Below are 18,084 nucleotides of genomic sequence, written 5' to 3' on the forward strand. Positions count from 1 at the left end.
ATATTGTGTAAAGTTTTGAATAACACCCAGCAAAAAGAATGACACACATCAAATAACTTGTTGATGCAGATCATAACATTATGCCTGCCACCAAATTGGCGTGAGCACCGTCACTATTCATCCTGATATTTATCAAACTTAAAGTACTTAAGAGTGATGACATTAGCGATATGAAAATTGTTAGGAGCTTTAGTATTACTGATAATATAACAAACCATCAGATAAATATTGTAAAAGCGATAATTACTGCATCCACGTTTCTCTTCAGCTTGTCCTGTCAATTAAAAAGCGATAAAATAAGGCCGGTAGTTGCTTCCATATCAGAGTCCGTATATGCGTCCGGCATAATTAAAAGCAAGGATCAATATCAAGCTTTTACCTCAGTTAGCGGTATCGTTCAGGAACAATTTGTAACTGAAGGCCAATATGTTACTGCGGGCACTCCTTTAATATCTATTAAAAAAGAAAATCAAAAGCTAAATGTTGAAAACGCGATGATATCGGCTTCATTTGCCGACTTCAGGCTAAATAAAGATAAACTGGCCGCGGCGGCAATCATGGTTGATCAGGCCGGGTACAGGATGCTTAACGACTCAGTAATGTTGGTCAGGCAAAAAGAACTGTGGGGGCAGCAGATCGGTACTAAAGTACAGCTTGAGGAAAGGGAATTAGCAGTAGTCAATTCAAAAACAGCTCTGCAAACAGCCATAATTAACTTCACGGAATTGAAAAGACAGTTGCGTTATAACGCCGCGCAAAGCATAAATAATCTCAGTATTAACAAACAACAGGAAAGTGACTTTACTGTTAAAAGCAATATAGACGGAATAGTATATAACCTTTACAAAAATCCGGGCGAAACTGTTGGCCCGCAAACACCGCTGGCCCTCATTGGCAAAGCCGACAGTTTCTTGCTTGAATTACAAGTGGACGAATATGATATCGTTAAGGTAAATCCGGGGCTTACCGTTTTTGTCACAATGGATAGTTACAGAGGCAAGGTATTTGAAGCCAGAGTAACCAAAATATATCCGGAAATGAACGAACACACCAAAACATTTCGTGTTGAAGCTATTTTTACTACCCCACCGCTAAAATTATATCCTAACACTACTTTGGAAGCAAATATAATTATCCAAACCCGGAAAAAGGCTTTGCTTATCCCCAGAAGCTACTTGCTCAATGATTCCGTTGTGATAAGAAGCGACGGTGAAAAACTTAAAATAAAAACAGGTCTTAGTGATTACCTGCAGGTAGAAGTGATTTCCGGTCTCCAGTTAAATGATGAACTAATAAAACCGATACCATGAATTTTAAGCTGACCTGGAACATCGCGGTAGCTTTATTATTAGCCCACTTAAGACAGACGATTGTTGCCGCAACCGGTGTAACTTTTAGCATAACAATGTTTATTGCCCTATTGAGTTTTATGGGTGGCTTAAACAAGCTTTTAGATAGACTGGTAATAAACCGCACCCCTCATATCAGATTGTATAATGAAATTGCAGCCGCACGGCATCAACCAGTGGACCTTACCAACGCATATCGCCACAGTTACAACTTTGTAAGCCCCGTCAAGCCGCAGAACAAGCGCCTGGGTATTTACAATAGCAGGGCTATAATGAAGGCTATCGCACTCGATCCGCGCGTACAGGGATTATCACCGCTAATTACCGCGCAAATATTCTACAATACGGGACAGGTTAATATCACCGGCCTTATTAACGGCATTGATCCGAATATGGAAAATGAACTTTTTTTATTTGGCGACTATATTATAGCGGGCAAATTCATTGACCTTAAAAATACACCCAACAGTATTATTTTAGGAAAAGGCATTGCAAAAAAAATGATAGTCCATCTGGGGGACATCATTCACGTAACCCCGGCTAATGGCAACCAGGTGCCTTTAAAAGTAGTAGGAATTTATCAATCCGGTCTTGAAGAGATTGACAACAAGCAAAGTTATACCTCTATCGCAACAACTCAAAAATTACTTAACGAATCAAACAATTATATCACAGACATCCAGGTCAAATTAAAAAACATCAGCGAAGCACCGAAAATTGCAGCTTATTACAGGCAGGTATTTAATATAGATGCGATGGATATTCAAACGGCCAATTCACAATTTGATACCGGTAGTTTTATCCGCTCGCTGATATCTTACACAGTTGGGGTAACTTTACTGATTGTAGCAGGTTTTGGGATATATAACATTCTGAATATGATGATTTATGAAAAGCTCGATTCAATCGCAATATTAAAAGCCACAGGATTTTCAGGCAAAGATGTCAGTCGCATATTTAGCACAATTGCATTAGGCATAGGTATTTTTGGCGGCCTGGCAGGGCTGATTCTGGGTTTCATCTTATCTGTTATCATAAACCACATCCCATTTAATACAACCGCGCTTCCTACAATTAAAACCTATCCCATTGATTTCAATATAGGTTTTTATTTTATCGCTGGTCTGTTCTCTTTTCTAACCACCTATTTCGCGGGATATTTTCCCTCAAAAAAAGCAAGTAAAGTAGATCCTGTAATCATTATAAGAGGGAAATAACATGGACTCAATAATATTAGAAGCTTTAAACATCTCAAAAACCTTTTATGAACCCAAAGCGGTAAAAGTATTGAGGGATGTTAATTTTTCGCTTCATAAAGGCGAATTCGCGTCAATTATGGGAAAATCAGGCTGCGGCAAATCAACACTATTATATATCCTTTCAACCATGGACACTGATTATGAAGGAGACCTAAGGATTGATCATATCAGTATGAAACAAAAGAACGAACCGGAGCTGGCCTCGGTAAGAAACGAAAAAATAGGCTTCGTATTTCAATTCCATTACCTGTTAAATGAATTCTCTGTACTCCAAAATGTGATGCTCCCAGGCCTGAGGCTTGGAAAATACAGCGCAGAAGAAACTGAACACCGGGCTTTTGAAAAATTAAAAGTATTAGGCGTTGAAACGGAAGCAAAAAAAAAGCCGAATCAATTATCTGGCGGGCAAAAGCAAAGGGTAGCCATTGCACGGGCATTGATCAATGATCCGCTAATCATCATGGCTGATGAGCCAACCGGTAATTTGGATAAAAAAAATACTGAAATCGTTTTTAACATTTTTAACGAATTGATTACCAATTATCAACAGACGATACTTGTAGTTACACATGATAGTGAATTCGCGCGTAAGACCCAAAGAATTATTGAAATGGAAGACGGAACCATCATAAACTAATTGAAAAAACAGCAACCGCATCGGCATGTAAGAATGCTTCTCAGCGGAATCTCATCATCCAAGGTTTTCTTGCTTTTATCCGGGCTTTTCCTGGTTTTGTCGAACGATCTGCCAAGTCATTTTCTCAATCAACGAATTGGGCCATCCTGAAATTATTTCACAGTTACAGCTATTATAATCATGGTGATCTATTGGCAAAAACAGGTTTATATTAAGAGGCCGTATCAAAATAAATTGATACGGCCTCGCTGTCTAACAATTATTTATTATTTAATAACCGGGATTTTGCACCAGTTCGGGCGAATTCCTGTCAATTTCGGGTTGCGGAATCGGCCAAAAATCATAGTTATCGGCATACTTGGTTTTCACAGTGGGGAATAAAGGATTTTGCACAAAGCCGTTCAACTTCTGCGTAGCAATTCCCCATCTCCTCAAATCAAAATAACGGATCCCCTCCAGGGCAAATTCAACCCTTCTTTCATGACGCACTTTCTCTCTAAACTGGGCCTGTGATAGGCCGGCAGCCAGGTCGGGCATATTAACCCTTTTCCTAACCAGGTTAATTGCGTTGTAAGCGCTTGCATCCGGGCCTACTGCCTCGTTTTGTGCTTCAGCATACATCAGTAATACATCTGCATAACGCAATAAAACAAAGTCATTATCACCCTTTACTCCATAGTCAGGGTCTACAAGTGTTGGATCAAGCCATTTTTTTACAGCATAGTAACCTACTATCCATGAATCTTTTCCGGGCTGGGCCACGGCATATGATCCTGTAAATGGCCACCCCTGCGCTTTGGTATCACCTGGAAAAAACAGGGTCATCCGCATCCGGGGATCGCGATTGTCAAACGGTTTTCCCTTTACATAAACGGCAGATGAGGTTGTGTCCTTGCCATCAGCAGCTTCGTACTCGTTAACCAAATCCTGGGTTGCTAATTCTCCTTTCCAGCGTTGTAAGGGCACACTTATACCATTATCCTGGTGCGAGAGATTTGGCAGTTGGTATTTAACCGAAAACATGATTTCAGGGCTGCTGTTCTGCGCAGGTTTATAAAAATTTGAAGGATAAGACGGGTTTAAAGAAAATTTCCCGCCTGCGATAATGGTATTGGCGAGCGTGGCCGCATCGGCGTATTTTTTCTCAAATAACAATGCCCTTACCTTGTAACCCTGGGCTGTAGCTTTAACAGCATGTCCGTTGCCATAGGCAACATCCGGTAAGCCAGCTATCGCCAGGTCAAGGTCTGCCTCTACTTGTTTCAAAACATCGGCCCTGGTAGATTTGGCCATGTGTTTTTTATAATCCAGCGTAAAAGGATCCGCCGTGGTAATGATCACATTTCCGTATAATATAGCAAGCCAGTAATAATTAAAGGCACGCAAAAAATAGGCTTCAGCCTTGTATTGTTTAAGCTTATCGCCGGTAAGTACTTTATCAACGTTTGCCAAAAAATAGTTAATGGAGGCTATAGCAGTATAATTATTAACATAATAGGACGATTGATAAAGATTATAAGTATCAAAAACGCCGGGAGATAAACCAGATGACAGTGCACTGGTACCGCCACCATAGTTATATTGCCCGTAAGAATTGTCACTAAAATTATCCCATGCAACCACCTCATATTGCGATGTGGAATAGCTCCCTCCCTGTGCATATAAGAAATTGTAACAACCTGTTAATGCCAGGTCGGCATCACTTTCTGACTTCCAAAAATTTTGAGTAGAAAGTTTATCCGGTGGATTGAGGTCAAGGGAACTTTTCTTACAAGATACCAGTATGACTACCACCGTCATCAGTATGTATATATACTTATTATAAAGTTTCATAATCGTTTTCTTTAATAATTTTAAAGTTTAATGGAAGCTCCAAAGGTTATCGTTCTGTTTTGCGGATAAGTAACGTAGGTTCCGTCCCCTACCCGTTCAGGATCAAGGCCCGGATACTTACTTATAGTAAATACGTTGTCAGCCGCTACAAAAACCCTCAGCGATTTTATCGACACCTTTTTTAGCACAGGTAAGGCGAAATTATAACCCAGTTGTAAGCTTTTAAGACGAACGAACGAGGCATCTTTTAAGAAATAAGTAGAAGGATAATTTTGAACCGCCGCATAACCATCTGCCACGTAAATCTTAGGCATTGTATTCGTATGGTTGGTTGGAGTCCAACGATTTAGCCAATCTGTTGTTGGAACAGAACCTTGCCTGAAAGGCTCAATTCCCCAGCCATTAACATAAGCCTTTTGGCCCTGGGAGCCATATAGCTGAGCGCTAAAATCAAACCCCTTATAAGCAGCGCCGATATTGGCCGAATATTGATATGAAGGGAATCTGCCGCTCACATAAGTTCTGTCATTGGCATCTATTTTACCGTCGCCGTTAACATCTTTGATCTTCAGGTCGCCGGGAGTAGGTGTAACCGGCTGTTTAGGCGAATTGTCTATCTCCTGCTGACTTTGGAATATCCCGTCCCACACATACATGTAGTAAGCATCCAGTTCATGTCCCTCTTGCCTGATGGTGTGGTCGCTGATATCCTTTGATCCGTACCTTTCAAGCTTGTTTTTGTAGGTTTGAAGATTTACGCCTACGGTATAAGAGAAATCTCTTCCAATCCTGTCGTTATATTGCAGGGCAAACTCGAAACCTTTATTACGAAGCGCCCCGTCATTGATTGTAGGCGCGTTCAAACCAATATAGAATGGCACCTGCGAGCTTCTCAAAATATCAAAAGTATATTTATTGAAATAATCTGCCGACAAAACAAGTTTGTTATTTAAAATGGTCATATCAAGGCCAATATCTCCAACCCGCGTGGTTTCCCAGGTCAGGCTCGGATCAACCAGCGTATTGGCGACGAAACCTGAAGAAACAGAGCCTCCAAAGGCATAATTGGCACCCGACAGAGTTGATTGATAAGGATAAGTTCCGATATTCTGATTACCCAACTGTCCCCACGAGCCCCGGACTTTAAGGTCATTTAACCACAAAACATCCTTCAGGAAATTCTCTTTGGAAATTCGCCAGCCACCGGAGAATGAATAGAAAGTACCATACCTTGAGTTTGAAGGCAAACGGGAGGTTCCATCGTATCTGATGTTAGCGCCCAGTAAATATTTATCTGCATAATCATAATTGGCACTGCCATAAAATGAGCTGATCGCCCATGCGGATGATGTGCCGTTATTGGTTTGCCCGTCAGAAGGCCCGGCATTCAGTTCCCGCAGGTAGTTTGTTACATACTGGGTGCGGGACGCGTTGATGTTACTGGCATTATTTTTTTCCCGCTGATAACCGGCAAATGCCGAAAAATTGTGAAGCCCAAGGCTCTTTTTATAAGTCAGCTGGCTATAATATACCGTATAAATATTGTCTGAATTGCCCACATTTAAACCCGGCGACCCATCATCAAGGTTGCCCGCAGGAGACATATCACTATAATAATATGTAGGAATTACCGGCCTGAAATCATTGAATTTATAGTAGCCATAATTAAACCCTCCTTTATTTTCCCAACGCAAACCTTTAAAAAGATCGATATCCAGGGATAGGTTACCCTGTAAATAATAATCATTACCCCGTGTTCTGATATCCTCGCCTACAATAGCCGCGGGATTTTTATTACCCTGCTCGTTGGAGTATGCTTTTTTTATCCATCTGCCATCTGAACTTTGGGCAGGATATAATGGTGATTGGGCCAATGCCGAAAGAAACTGATCACTTGCGCCATTTTCAGGGGTCAGTTTTCTGCCGTACCGCATCTGGATATCCGAACCAAAAGTGATCCGTTTATTTAGCTTTGAGTTTAAGCCCAGCGAAAACGTATATTTCGAATAGTCAAATCCCCGCATCACGCCAGGCTGGTTTGTAATCCCTACGCCTACGCTATACGTTGTACTATCTTTACCCCCACTCATGTTCAGATAATGGTTTTGGGTATAAGCTGTTCGAAAAATATCATTCAACCATTTATGATTTGGGTATTTTACCCTATCGGTAGCGTTTTGGTACAGATCTATCTGGTCCTGCGTATACAAAGGTGCAAGCGAAGAGTTTGTGCGCGCCTCATTTGACAACTGCATGTACGTTGCCGAATTGGTGATTATATCAGGGAGTTTGGTAGCCTTGGAGACCCCCAGATTGTATGTATACTGGATAGCCAGGCTACCGGCCTTACCTCTTTTAGTTTTTACTACAATAACACCGTTAGCACCCCGGGAGCCGTAAATGGCCGCCGAAGAAGCATCCTTTAATACAGATATCGATTCGATATCATTGGCGTTCAATACATCAAGGCTTCCCGGAAGGCCATCAACAATAATTAATGGATTGGACCCTGCCCCGCTGAATGTACCGACGCCCCTTATGGTTAATTGAACATTTTCATTTCCAGGCTCTCCAGAACCCTGAACAACCTGTAAACCCGGCAACTTACCCTGCAGTAAAGTTGAGGGTGAAGTAGCGACCCTTTTATTAAGTTCATCGCCAGAAACGGTAACTACTGCACTGGTCAATTTATGCCTGCTCTGCGTACTGTAACCAACAACAACTACTTCGTTAAGGGCCTTGTTATCTTCCTGCAATTGAATATTGACAACTTTTTGGCCATTTATCGCTACTTCACGGGTTACGTAGCCTAAATAACTGACAATTAACGTCGCGTTATAATCGGGTGCATTTATAATATAATTACCTTTACTATCGGTAGCTGCTGCTACAGTACTTCCTTTTATTTTAATGGTAACCCCCGGCAATCCTGCTCCCGTAGCATCGGTGACCTGTCCGGTAATCTTCACTTGGGCTGCATCCGGTTCATCGGTTTTATTTTCACTGTTTTCGGAACCTGTGTCGGCAGAGGTTCGCAGTTTTGTGAGGATGATTTGATTGTTAACGATTTCAAAGCCAATACCATTAGCAAGAAAAACCTGCTCCAATATCGTTTTTAAATCTTTCTGCCCTCCTGCAGTCGTTACTTTTCTTTGATTGTTTAAGGTTTCTTTAAAGTAGACAAACTTAACGCCTGCTTTTTTAGAAAGCGCATTAAGAAAAGACTTCATATCCATATCCACAGCGGTGATATCAACCTGGCGGCCCAGGACGCCCTGTGCACGCGTGGTGCCGGCTACCGATACACCTGCAAATATGATGGCCAACAAAATCTGGCAACAGGATAACTTCATAATTTTATACCAGTTGATCGATATTAGTAAATTAATATTCATACATTAGTGTGTTTTATTTGGTAAAAAATGAGACAAAAACGCCCCCGCACCTCTACGAAAGGTGTGTAATGCTACACGGCAGGGGCCCGAAGAAAGCGTGGTCACGACACGCTTTCTTCATTTACATAAGTGGTGTTTGCTGAGGTTAATCTTTCTTCATAATTTAACTTTAGGGTTAATAATAATTGGTTAATTGGTTGTTATGGCTCTCTGTAACACAAACTTCTTCCCATCGGTTACATAGCTAACGTTGAGGAGTTTTTCAAGTACTTCCATTATTTCGGGCAGGCTTTGATTGCTAAAGTCAGCCTGTAACTTGGCTTCTGCAAGATCGTGATCCCCGTCGGGCAACATAATTATCACATCAAATTGCTGTTGAAGTACACGAACTGCTTCTCTAAGGGACACATCATTAAATGAAAGGCTGGTTTTTCCCCAAATTTTTAATACCGAGTGCTTCTCTACAAGGCTAACTTCAAGTTTATCAGTCTTTTTTGCTGTTACCTGCCAAACTGCCTTTTGCTGAGGATGGAGCATAACATCTGCAACGTCTTTATTTCGATCAGCTATCGCGACAGATACTTTTCCGGTAACTACTGTTACTTCGGCGCGAAGCGCATGTTCATTATCCTTTACACTAAAACTGGTTCCCCAAACTTTAGTTGACATGTGCGCTGTCCGGACAATAAATGGATGGGCGTGATCTTTTTTCACGTCAAAAAACGACTCGCCGGTAAGCGAAACAGTCCGGAACTGACGATTAAATGAGTGATCGTACGTAACTACTGTCCCCGGGTTGAGCCAGGCCGTACTACCATCGGGCAACGTTACTTTTTTTATCTTTTGTCCTGTATTTACAATCCTGATATTATCATTATTAACCGTTGATTTATTTGCCACCGGTTGTTTGTACCATAAAAGGCCAATTGTAATAAAAATCAAAATGCTGGCTGCTATTGCACCGGCCCAATAATAATTAAACTTCTTTACGGGAGGTTCGGACAAGCGTATTTTCTCGCGTATTCCCAATATCAACCGGTCCTGTAAGGCCTGTTTAGCCTCCGGCGAAAGCTGATCATACGCATCCGGTTCATTTTCCGGCGCATTAAACCACGTGAGTACTGTGGCCTCTTCGTCAGTATTACATTTCCCTGCAAGGTATTTCTCAATAAGTTCCGGTGTAATAGGTTGCATGGTTTTAAAATTGTCCTTTTAATAACCAAGACAGTCAAAACCTATGTAGCACCCAAAAGAATTTTATTTTTATTTAAAAAAAGTTTTAAGATAGAGCAAGGAGTATATAATAGCAATTGTAAACAACTGGTGGAGGGATAATCGCAAAAATCTGAGTGCCCGGTTCATATGATTTTCTACCGTTTTTTCGGTAATACCCAGCTCGGCGGCAATCTGCTTATTAGATTTGTATTGTTTCCGGCTGAGTTCGTAAACAGTTCTGCATTTTTCGGGGAGTAAATGAAGATTCCGGTCAACCTCCTGCCCAATTTCTTTAACTATCAGCATTTCCTCAGGGGCGGTTTGCGGAACAGGCGCCGCTAAACGCAAAATTTCAGTGGCCCTATCACGAAGCATTTGCTTTTGAATATGATTCAACACCAAATTTCGTAACGCAACATACAGGTATCCACTCAGGGTTGCCTTTATATACAATTGCCCGCGTTTAATCCATAAATTCACAAACAGGTCCTGCACCAGTTCTTCTGCTATTTCTGCTTCGCGGCACCGTTTTAGTGCAAATGAATATAAAGCCCCGTGATAACGGTGAAAAATTTCTGTAAATGCTGCATGGTCAGAAAAATTTAACCGCTCAACCAACTCCTCATCGGTTAATGTTTTCCAATTGTTCATGCTTAAACTAAATTTAAAATTGGTTCTCGGTGCTAAGAACGCACTGGCAGTCAAATCTAAAATAGTATTTTAATTTTTCATTAACATAATCCGACTTTCTTATGTACGAATCAGGCATTTTATTAAGCCCTTTATGCAATTTTTACTTTTATTAAATTGTTGATTGACCTGTAAAAAAGATTTTGGTTGCCCCTCTTCACCAATTTTTGTTTGCATTCCTACTATTTGACTATAATAGCAAAATGCCGCCTGTATACCGGCAGATCTTTTATTGATCTGCCAGTAATAATACAACACGGTGGTGTTGTGGCCTGATGCGGTATAAACTGCCATTGGCGCTTTTTTCCAGGGTGCCCTGCTGCATGGCAAGCCGGTAGGTATGGCCATCAAATTCATACAGGGCGCTATTGCCTGTCAATTGTTTAAACGGGGTTTTAGCGCCTTCCGCAATGCACAAGTCCAGGAACCAGTCGCCGGCCGGATGGTTCTCAGCCGTGATGGTCAGGGATTTCTCGCCCATATTGATTTCGAAAGAACCTTTACCAACAGGCCATGAAGCATGCGCCGTCGTCTTATTCAGATTTGTGAAAACAGGATCCCCTCCCTGAACCGGGGCCTCCCCGCCCCCGTCGTTCATCATCAGGCGAAAGCCCTCGGGTTTGCCGCGCTTTCCCCATTGAAAACCATCTGCCAGCGGAAGCGTGTAAAAGAAACTTTGATTAACGGTAGTAATGTTATTCAGGTATTTATCCGGCACGGTTTCGTTAAACAGGTGGATATCGGTTATCCGCAACGTACCATTTTCCCAAAGCAGGTTGGTCCTGTAAAACCTGCTGTTATACCAAACGGTTTTTTTATCGCTGTTTGCCAGGTCCCTGCTTACCGTAAAGGTTGTCGCCGGGGTTACCTTATAGGTACGTTTAAACCATTCGCCCGACTGTGCCATGGTTTCTACCCGAACCTTGCCCTGTTTGCGGAGACGGGCAACAACCGGCATCTGCCATTCCAGCCCTTTTTTCATGGCATCCCAGGTGAATGAATTTTCCTGTCCAGCCTGCGTATAATTGTAGCCGAGCGAGGAGTCGTTGGCAAAAGTATGTAAAAACCAGTTGATCCACTGTTCATTTCCGCCCGCATGGGGGTAAACAGGCTCAAGCGTGGTTACCGAGCTGCCATCGGCGTATTGCCGTATAGGATCGCTGCCCAGCATCCTGAATACGGGCACGGGCAACTGCTTATCCGCGTGCTGGGCAGGCATATAAGCGTTTAAACGGCTCGGGTAATACGCCTGGTTCCAGTAACCGCCCCAAAGGGTGAAGCCGTCGGTACCTACCTGGTCTTTACAGTTGGCAGAGGCAACAATCTTATATTTATCATACATATAATTCAGCGAATGCGCATCGATGACCCATGAAGCGATGGATTTGGGATAATACCCGAATATGCTTTTAAAATCAGCAAAATAAACGTCGATGATCTTTTCGCGTTCGGCAGGCGTGTAACCCACAGAAAAACCGATGTCTGAATGCCAGTCCCAGGCATATTTTCCCCGCCATTTGATCCCGGCTTTTTCAATCAGCGGTTGCGGCAGTTCCCACCATCCCCCAATCTCAAACTCATCTTTCGGAAGCGTTTTCAGCAAATCCTGGTAGCGCTTATCGATCAGGGCATCGTACTGTAATAAAAAAGTTCCGCCCAGGTGATATTGCTTCATCAGCGCAATCTGGTTTACCACGGTCTGGTACAGGACATCTTTGGTAATGCTCGCATCACGTGGTTCGATGTCGCGGATAAAATTGACAATGTTAACGATTTTGGGCGTATTGCCTGGCTTTGTTTTTTGAGCGAACAAAGGTGTGGTAACGACCGCCGCCATTGCAGCTGAAGTGAAGATCAAAAGAGTTTTAAATCTCATAAAAGATAGTGCTTTTATTTTATTTTCCGGGAACAGGTATCGGTAGCTTTGCGCGCGGATGAACAAGTATTCCGTTTGCCTGGTTTATAACGATTGTAACCGCTAAGTTATCATAATTCGATTTTTTCAAACAGCCTGCTAAGATATATAATGCGTATCCGTAACCGTCCCCAACTGTCTGTCGGAGCAAACCCCAGAAGTGTTCGGAAGATTTTTAATTCCCTCCACTGGGAGGGGTGCGGCTGGATTTCGTGGTGGCAGGGAGGGGTTTATACGTCATTTCAGGCGAATAAGTCTGTGAATGAAACCCCTCTCTACACCCTTCCAGGGGAGGGAATCGCACAATCCTCGCTTTTTTTTATTTCTTCCGAACACTTTTGGAGCAAACCCGGTCGATCAACCGTACTGCCTGCTTTACATACCGCAGGAAAATGAAAAACGACAACTATCAAAAACTCCGCAGATTTTGCCCCTCACTTGAACCGCGCAAAATAATACACTATCCGGATCAGTTGCTTCCGGTTTGCAGCATGATAGATAGGCATAAGGCCGGTTAATTATTGATTCAGGCTTAAGCTTGATTTGATCGCTGTCAGTTCCCCTAAAAGGCGCGTTTCTTTTACCATATCTTCCAGGCCCAGCTCTTTGGCTATCCGTGCGATCTCCAGGTTGAGGGTGGCAATTTCCGTAGGGCGGTGTTCATTGATGTCCTGCAGGGTAGATATCAATTGTCCATCGGATGAACGGCTGATGGCAAGCAATGTCTCTGTTACCTCTTCCCCCGGAAGGGAGACGCCACAAACGTTAGCTACCTGGATACACTCTTTAATTATTCGTTTTCCGATTGCCAGCGCTTCATTATTACGGTGAAAAATACCGTTATCAATGTTCAGCAAAGGGCACACAGAGTTGAACACGCAGTTGACGATCACTTTTTTCCAGATCACTGCCTGGATGTTTAATTCTGGTTTAAAGGAAAATGCAGAGCTGTTTATTTCTGATACGACTGCTGCAAGACTTTCCTCATTGCCATTGATCACCCCTAACGGGCAGGTTGCTACCGGTTTGAACCGTACCACGTTTTCGGAGGTGAACTGGCCCGTCACAAACAACACGCAACGATATAACTGCGTAAAACCAAGCATGATAAATGGCTGCTCCACATTCAAACCATTCTGCAAAAGGACGACAGGATAATGGACTCCCTTCAAAGCTAACTTCGCCGCTAAAGCGCTATTGGCAAATGATTTGGCGGTGATGACAACGATACCATCAATCGTTTTTATTTGACTGAAAGTTTTTACATCAATGTTTTCACTTACTTCTGATCCGTCGGGCAAGTTAATCCTGATCCTTTCAGATGTGCCCGGCAACTCATCAACAGTTCCGCGGATCAACAGCACATTCTTACCGGCATGCTTTAATATAACCGCGAGCGTGCGGCCAATGACGCCCGCTCCGGCAATATAAATCGTTTTCATATCTGCTTTGTTTCCAGGTTATCGCTTGCAATAAACCACGAGGGAGGCTTTAGCCAGGGCCGCTTTGTTAAGCAGGTATCCTGATAACGCAGCCGGCGTGCCAGTTGCAATAACCAGTTTATCTGTATTCAACGCGTAAACCGTGATGATGTAGCGATGCGGTGCTTCTCCTTCACCAGGGCAGGGCCCCTGGTAGCCGGCAGCGCCCGTGTCGTTAATGCTTTGCAAACTACCGGCCGGCACAGCGCTGGCTTTTGGGTCACCTGCTCCACGTTTCAGTTCTGTAACAATCGGGGGGATATTGACAATCACCCAATGCCAGAACCCGCTCCCGGTAGGTGCATCAGCGTCATACATGGTAACCGCGAAGCTTTTTGTACCTGCAGGCGCGTTTGACCAGCCGAGCTGCGGCGAATGATTTTGTCCGTTGCAGCCAAAGTTGCCGGCCACAAATTCATTGGTAAACTGACCGCCAAGGTCTGCACTTTTAAGGGTAAATGTCTGTGCTGAAGAGCAGTAGTAACTGATTGCAAAGGCGCAAAAGAGGATGAATTTTTTCATGCCTCAAATATGCCTGCGTATTGCATAAGGTAATTGTTGCGGAAAGTTCAGAATATATTGAGATAAGCTCAAATTATGGCGTTTTACGGTAGTTCGCCGGAGTTACGCCATATTTCCTTTTGAAAGCCGTGTTGAAATTAGACACGTGCTGATAACCATAGTCTAAGTAGAGCTCGCTGGCCGACTTGCCTTTTAGCAGCTCGGTACATGCCATTTCCAGTTTCCGCTCCCGGATGTATTTTTGAGGAGCTACCCCGTAATCTCTTTCGAAGTCACGCTTAAATGACGACACGCTCCGGTTACTCAGAAAGGCAAGTTCATCGAGTGTAAGGCTGCCCAACAGGTTATTTTCAACAACAGTTTTAAGGGATATATCTGCAGGGGTGCCGAACATGCCGGTCAAAAGTTCTGGCGCCAACTCGTGCAAAGCGGTTAACAATTCAGTAAGCTTGAGTAAGGCCATTTCGTAAGAAAGGTTTTGCCTGCACGCGATCAGGGATTTGATGTTGCGCACATACTCATTGATATAAGTGTTGGTCTTGAAATAAATATACGGCGCATCACCGGCGCTGGCTCCCCCCTTGCCGGGACGGCTTACCGTGAATTCCTGCCCGATGCTGCGCGGAAAAAAGATGATTACGCTACCATAGGGCTCGGCATTATTGCTGTGCTCGGCAATAATTGAATTGCCCTCAGGTATCAACATGCCGTAACCCGGAGTAAGAACAGTGTTTTCAGCGGCACGATAGATCTGCTTTTGACCATTTTGTACAAAGCTGACCGCGCACCGGCTAAAAAAAACGCGGGTACGGAAAGCGCTCCCCTTATCATGATAATCCACGAAAGTAATCTCACCAGCCGAAATGTGGGAATGGTGACGTGTAACTTCCGGTACCTGTATGATTTCCATGCTGTTTTTTGGAACAAATAAACCGCAAAATACGCTCAATCCAAAATGAGTGCAGATAAAAACCCGCGGTTCATGGACTAAAACCTTGACTTTTCGCTGATACCGAACCAGCGATTCATTCCTTAGATTTGTTGTTAGTATGAAGAAAATTGGCTTTTTATCATTCGGACACTGGTCCGACCACCCTGCATATAAGACGCGTACCGCGGCCGATACCTTGCTGCAATCTATTGATCTGGCGGTTGCTGCCGAAGAAATCGGCCTTGACGGCGCTTATTTCCGTGTCCATCATTTCGCATCTCAACTGGCATCTCCCTTTCCTTTGCTATCGGCTATCGGTGCAAAAACAAGCCGGATTGAGATCGGCACAGGTGTTATAGATATGCGGTATGAGAACCCGCTTTATATGGTTGAAGACGCCGGTGCCGCCGATCTGATCTCGGGCGGGCGGTTACAACTGGGCATCAGCCGCGGTTCTCCGGAACAGGTGATCGAGGGCTGGCGTTATTTTGGATATGAGCCTGCCGAGGGCGAAAACGATGCGGATATGGGGCGTAAAAAAGCGCTGGTGTTTTTGGATAAGTTAAAAGGTATTGGTTTCGCCGAGCCAAACCCATACCCTATGTTTCCAAATCCGCCGGGATTGTTGCGTTTAGAGCCCCACTCAGAAGGACTGCGGGAACGCATTTGGTGGGGCGCTGCTTCGAACGCCACGGCCGTTTGGGCAGCCGAACAGGGAATGCATCTGCAAAGTTCCACATTAAAGTTCGATGAAAGCGGCAAGCCTTTCCATGTACAGCAGGCCGAGCAAATCAGGGTGTATAAAGAGGCGTGGAAGAATGCCGGTCATGATCGCGAGCCAAGGGTATCAGTAAGCCGTTCTATTTTTGCATTGGTAAACGACCAGGACAGGCTTTATTTTGGCCAGCAAGGGAAAGGAGCAGACAGCTTCGGTTATATCGAAGCGGACAAGCGGGCGGTCTTCGGCAGAAGTTACGCCGCCGAACCAGACCGGCTGATTGCCGAACTATCTAAAGATGAAGCCATCCAGGAAGCAGATACGGTACTTTTGACAATACCTAACACCTTAGGTGTTGACTACAATGTGCATGTGCTATCTTCGATCCTGGAGCATGTGGCTCCCGGGCTGGGTTGGCGTTAAAACACTTGATAAGCGCTTGCAGAATGCAGCCATCCTGATGGCAGGCGCCTATGATTCGCGCTTCGAATTGTATGCCCATGAAATCATGGCGGCGGCTTTCGGCACACCTGCAGATGTGATAGCTCTCCCCGCTGCCGGTGGCGGGCCATATGGTTTAACTGAACAAGTGCCTTCGCCAACAATGTCGCGAAGGCACTTGTTTACGGTCGGATCATTCCTGCCTCAATTATCCAAACCCTGCTACCTAAAACTGATAAATATCATCTTTATCATTGATTTCTTGCAGGTAAAGCGGCCTGTAATGGCGGATATATTTGCATGTGCCAACACAATATCCATTTTCAGCATTTCCCGACCGGTCCGAAGAACAGCAGCGCGCGACGACACTTTTTAAGAAAAAAAATCCCAATGATTGTTTTTTCCGCAATGATGCGGAATTTGACTGGCTCTACCCGGAGCATTTGCAGTCGTTATCACAAAAACAATGGACGCCTATTGCCATCGCCAGAAAGGCCGCCGAATATTTAGCAGTAAAAGGCGCCAAAGTACTGGATGTTGGTAGCGGCATAGGAAAATTCTGCTTAACCGCGGCGCATTTTTATCCTGATTCTTTTTATTTCGGGGTTGAACAGCGACATGAACTGGTGCATTACGCCCAAACCACACAAAAATACCTGGATATTAATAATGTCAGTTTCATACATGCCAATATCACCCAGGTTAACTTTCATCAATTTGACCATTTCTATTTCTATAATTCATTTTTTGAAAATTTAGACCAGGAGAACGCTATCGATGATCATATAGAAACTTCCTACGGCCTCTACGCCTATTATTCACGGTATTTAAAATCAATGCTGAATGATAAACCGTCGGGTACCAGAGTAGTAACCTATCAGAGTTTCGGAGAAGTTATTCCGATAGATTACAGCATGAAAGATCTCGCTTATGATTCCTTACTTCAGTTGTGGGTCAAAGATTAATTAGGATTTAACTTAAAAACATAAATAACATACAGTTCCTTTTTTATGTATAGTGATACAATAAGCATTTCTTATTTCCGCAAAGACGCGGCCTTCGATACTTTGTATCCGATACATATCCGGGAACTATCACAAATGCACTGGACTGGCCTGGACATTTCGCTCGAAGCCAGCAATTTCCTCGCAGCCCCGGGCGCCAGAATCCTGGATATCGGCAGCGGTGTTGGTAAATTTTGTATCGCGTCGGGCGTTTATCATCCGGAGGCTACCTTTTACGGCATTGAGCAACGGGAAGAGCTGTTCAATTATGCAGAATCAGCCAAAGCGCAGATAGGTGTACCCAATGTGCAGTTTATGCATGGTAACCTTACTAACCTGGACTACGACCTGTTTGATCATTTTTACTTTTTCAATCCTTTTTATGAAAACATAGAACCAAGCATAAGGATCGATTATAACGTCAATACCTCGTTTGATCTGTACAATTACTATACTTTGTTCATTTACGAAATGCTGAACAAAAGACCGGCCGGCACCCGGTTGGTTACCTTCCATGCCCCGGAAAAACAGATTCCGGTTAGTTATCGATTAGTGAACAATTCCTATAGCCGGGTGCTGAAAATGTGGATCAAGCAGTAAAGGCGGTGGTTGCCTTGCTATAGAAAACATCAAAATCAGGCTGATAAACGCGGCAATATTTATTAAATAATTATTGAACGATAAAAAATAAAAA

Annotated in this window: 15 protein-coding genes; 7 read left to right on the plus strand and 8 right to left on the minus strand. The window is 43.6% G+C overall.

Features of this window, described 5'->3' with window-relative positions; genetic code table 11:
* The first annotated feature begins 170 nt into the window (after positions 1-170).
* The 3 genes from FHW88_RS17180 to FHW88_RS17190 are packed head-to-tail and all read left to right on the plus strand — an operon-like array spanning position 171 to position 3,245.
* Positions 171-1,310, plus strand: a complete 1,140-nt coding sequence (locus FHW88_RS17180; protein ID WP_176627161.1) for an efflux RND transporter periplasmic adaptor subunit — start codon at positions 171-173, stop codon at positions 1,308-1,310.
* Entirely contained in the window at positions 1,307-2,566 is a 1,260-nt protein-coding gene (locus FHW88_RS17185; protein WP_176627162.1) for an ABC transporter permease, read from the plus strand. The genes FHW88_RS17180 and FHW88_RS17185 overlap by 4 nt, the downstream gene beginning before the upstream one ends.
* Position 2,567: 1 nt before the next feature.
* On the plus strand, positions 2,568-3,245 hold the full coding sequence (locus FHW88_RS17190; protein WP_090526080.1) for an ABC transporter ATP-binding protein: 678 nt from the start codon (positions 2,568-2,570) through the stop codon (positions 3,243-3,245).
* A 270-nt stretch (positions 3,246-3,515) separates the two neighbouring features.
* On the opposite strand, the gene FHW88_RS17195 is transcribed toward FHW88_RS17190, so the two are convergent.
* From FHW88_RS17195 to FHW88_RS17230, 8 genes are all read right to left on the minus strand, one after another.
* Positions 3,516-5,078 (minus strand): RagB/SusD family nutrient uptake outer membrane protein, encoded by a 1,563-nt coding sequence (locus FHW88_RS17195; protein WP_090526081.1) that lies wholly within the window; start codon positions 5,076-5,078, stop codon positions 3,516-3,518.
* A gap of 20 nt (positions 5,079-5,098) precedes the next feature.
* Positions 5,099-8,431 carry a TonB-dependent receptor gene (locus FHW88_RS17200; protein ID WP_176627164.1) on the minus strand — a complete coding sequence of 1,111 codons (3,333 nt, stop codon included), beginning with the start codon at positions 8,429-8,431 and terminating at the stop codon, positions 5,099-5,101.
* A gap of 231 nt (positions 8,432-8,662) precedes the next feature.
* Positions 8,663-9,667 (minus strand): FecR family protein, encoded by a 1,005-nt coding sequence (locus FHW88_RS17205; RefSeq protein ID WP_176627166.1) that lies wholly within the window; start codon positions 9,665-9,667, stop codon positions 8,663-8,665.
* 69 nt (positions 9,668-9,736) lie between these two features.
* Positions 9,737-10,339 carry an RNA polymerase sigma-70 factor gene (locus tag FHW88_RS17210; protein WP_090526084.1) on the minus strand — a complete coding sequence of 201 codons (603 nt, stop codon included), beginning with the start codon at positions 10,337-10,339 and terminating at the stop codon, positions 9,737-9,739.
* A gap of 268 nt (positions 10,340-10,607) precedes the next feature.
* Positions 10,608-12,254 carry a hypothetical protein gene (locus tag FHW88_RS17215; protein ID WP_176627168.1) on the minus strand — a complete coding sequence of 549 codons (1,647 nt, stop codon included), beginning with the start codon at positions 12,252-12,254 and terminating at the stop codon, positions 10,608-10,610.
* A 557-nt stretch (positions 12,255-12,811) separates the two neighbouring features.
* Positions 12,812-13,735, minus strand: a complete 924-nt coding sequence (locus FHW88_RS17220; RefSeq protein WP_176627170.1) for a ketopantoate reductase family protein — start codon at positions 13,733-13,735, stop codon at positions 12,812-12,814.
* Between the two features lie 18 nt (positions 13,736-13,753).
* Positions 13,754-14,296 carry a YbhB/YbcL family Raf kinase inhibitor-like protein gene (locus tag FHW88_RS17225; RefSeq protein WP_176627172.1) on the minus strand — a complete coding sequence of 181 codons (543 nt, stop codon included), beginning with the start codon at positions 14,294-14,296 and terminating at the stop codon, positions 13,754-13,756.
* Between the two features lie 73 nt (positions 14,297-14,369).
* Positions 14,370-15,206: a helix-turn-helix domain-containing protein gene (locus FHW88_RS17230; protein WP_176627174.1), complete on the minus strand. Its 837-nt coding sequence runs from the start codon at positions 15,204-15,206 to the stop codon at positions 14,370-14,372.
* Between the two features lie 139 nt (positions 15,207-15,345).
* On the opposite strand from FHW88_RS17230, the gene FHW88_RS17235 reads away from it, so the two are divergent.
* The 4 genes from FHW88_RS17235 to FHW88_RS17250 are packed head-to-tail and all read left to right on the plus strand — an operon-like array spanning position 15,346 to position 17,990.
* Positions 15,346-16,368, plus strand: coding sequence for an LLM class flavin-dependent oxidoreductase (locus tag FHW88_RS17235; protein WP_176627176.1), 1,023 nt, complete (start codon positions 15,346-15,348; stop codon positions 16,366-16,368).
* A complete protein-coding gene (locus tag FHW88_RS17240; RefSeq protein WP_176627178.1) occupies positions 16,340-16,762 on the plus strand; it encodes a hypothetical protein in 423 nt (140 codons plus the stop codon). The genes FHW88_RS17235 and FHW88_RS17240 overlap by 29 nt, the downstream gene beginning before the upstream one ends.
* A complete protein-coding gene (locus FHW88_RS17245) occupies positions 16,689-17,351 on the plus strand; it encodes a class I SAM-dependent methyltransferase (protein ID WP_176627180.1) in 663 nt (220 codons plus the stop codon). Before FHW88_RS17240 ends, FHW88_RS17245 begins: the two co-directional genes overlap by 74 nt.
* A gap of 45 nt (positions 17,352-17,396) precedes the next feature.
* Positions 17,397-17,990, plus strand: a complete 594-nt coding sequence (locus FHW88_RS17250) for a class I SAM-dependent methyltransferase (protein ID WP_176627181.1) — start codon at positions 17,397-17,399, stop codon at positions 17,988-17,990.
* Positions 17,991-18,084: the final 94 nt, after the last annotated feature.

This window comes from Mucilaginibacter sp. SG538B (genome assembly GCF_013376065.1).
GTDB lineage: Bacteria > Bacteroidota > Bacteroidia > Sphingobacteriales > Sphingobacteriaceae > Mucilaginibacter > Mucilaginibacter rubeus.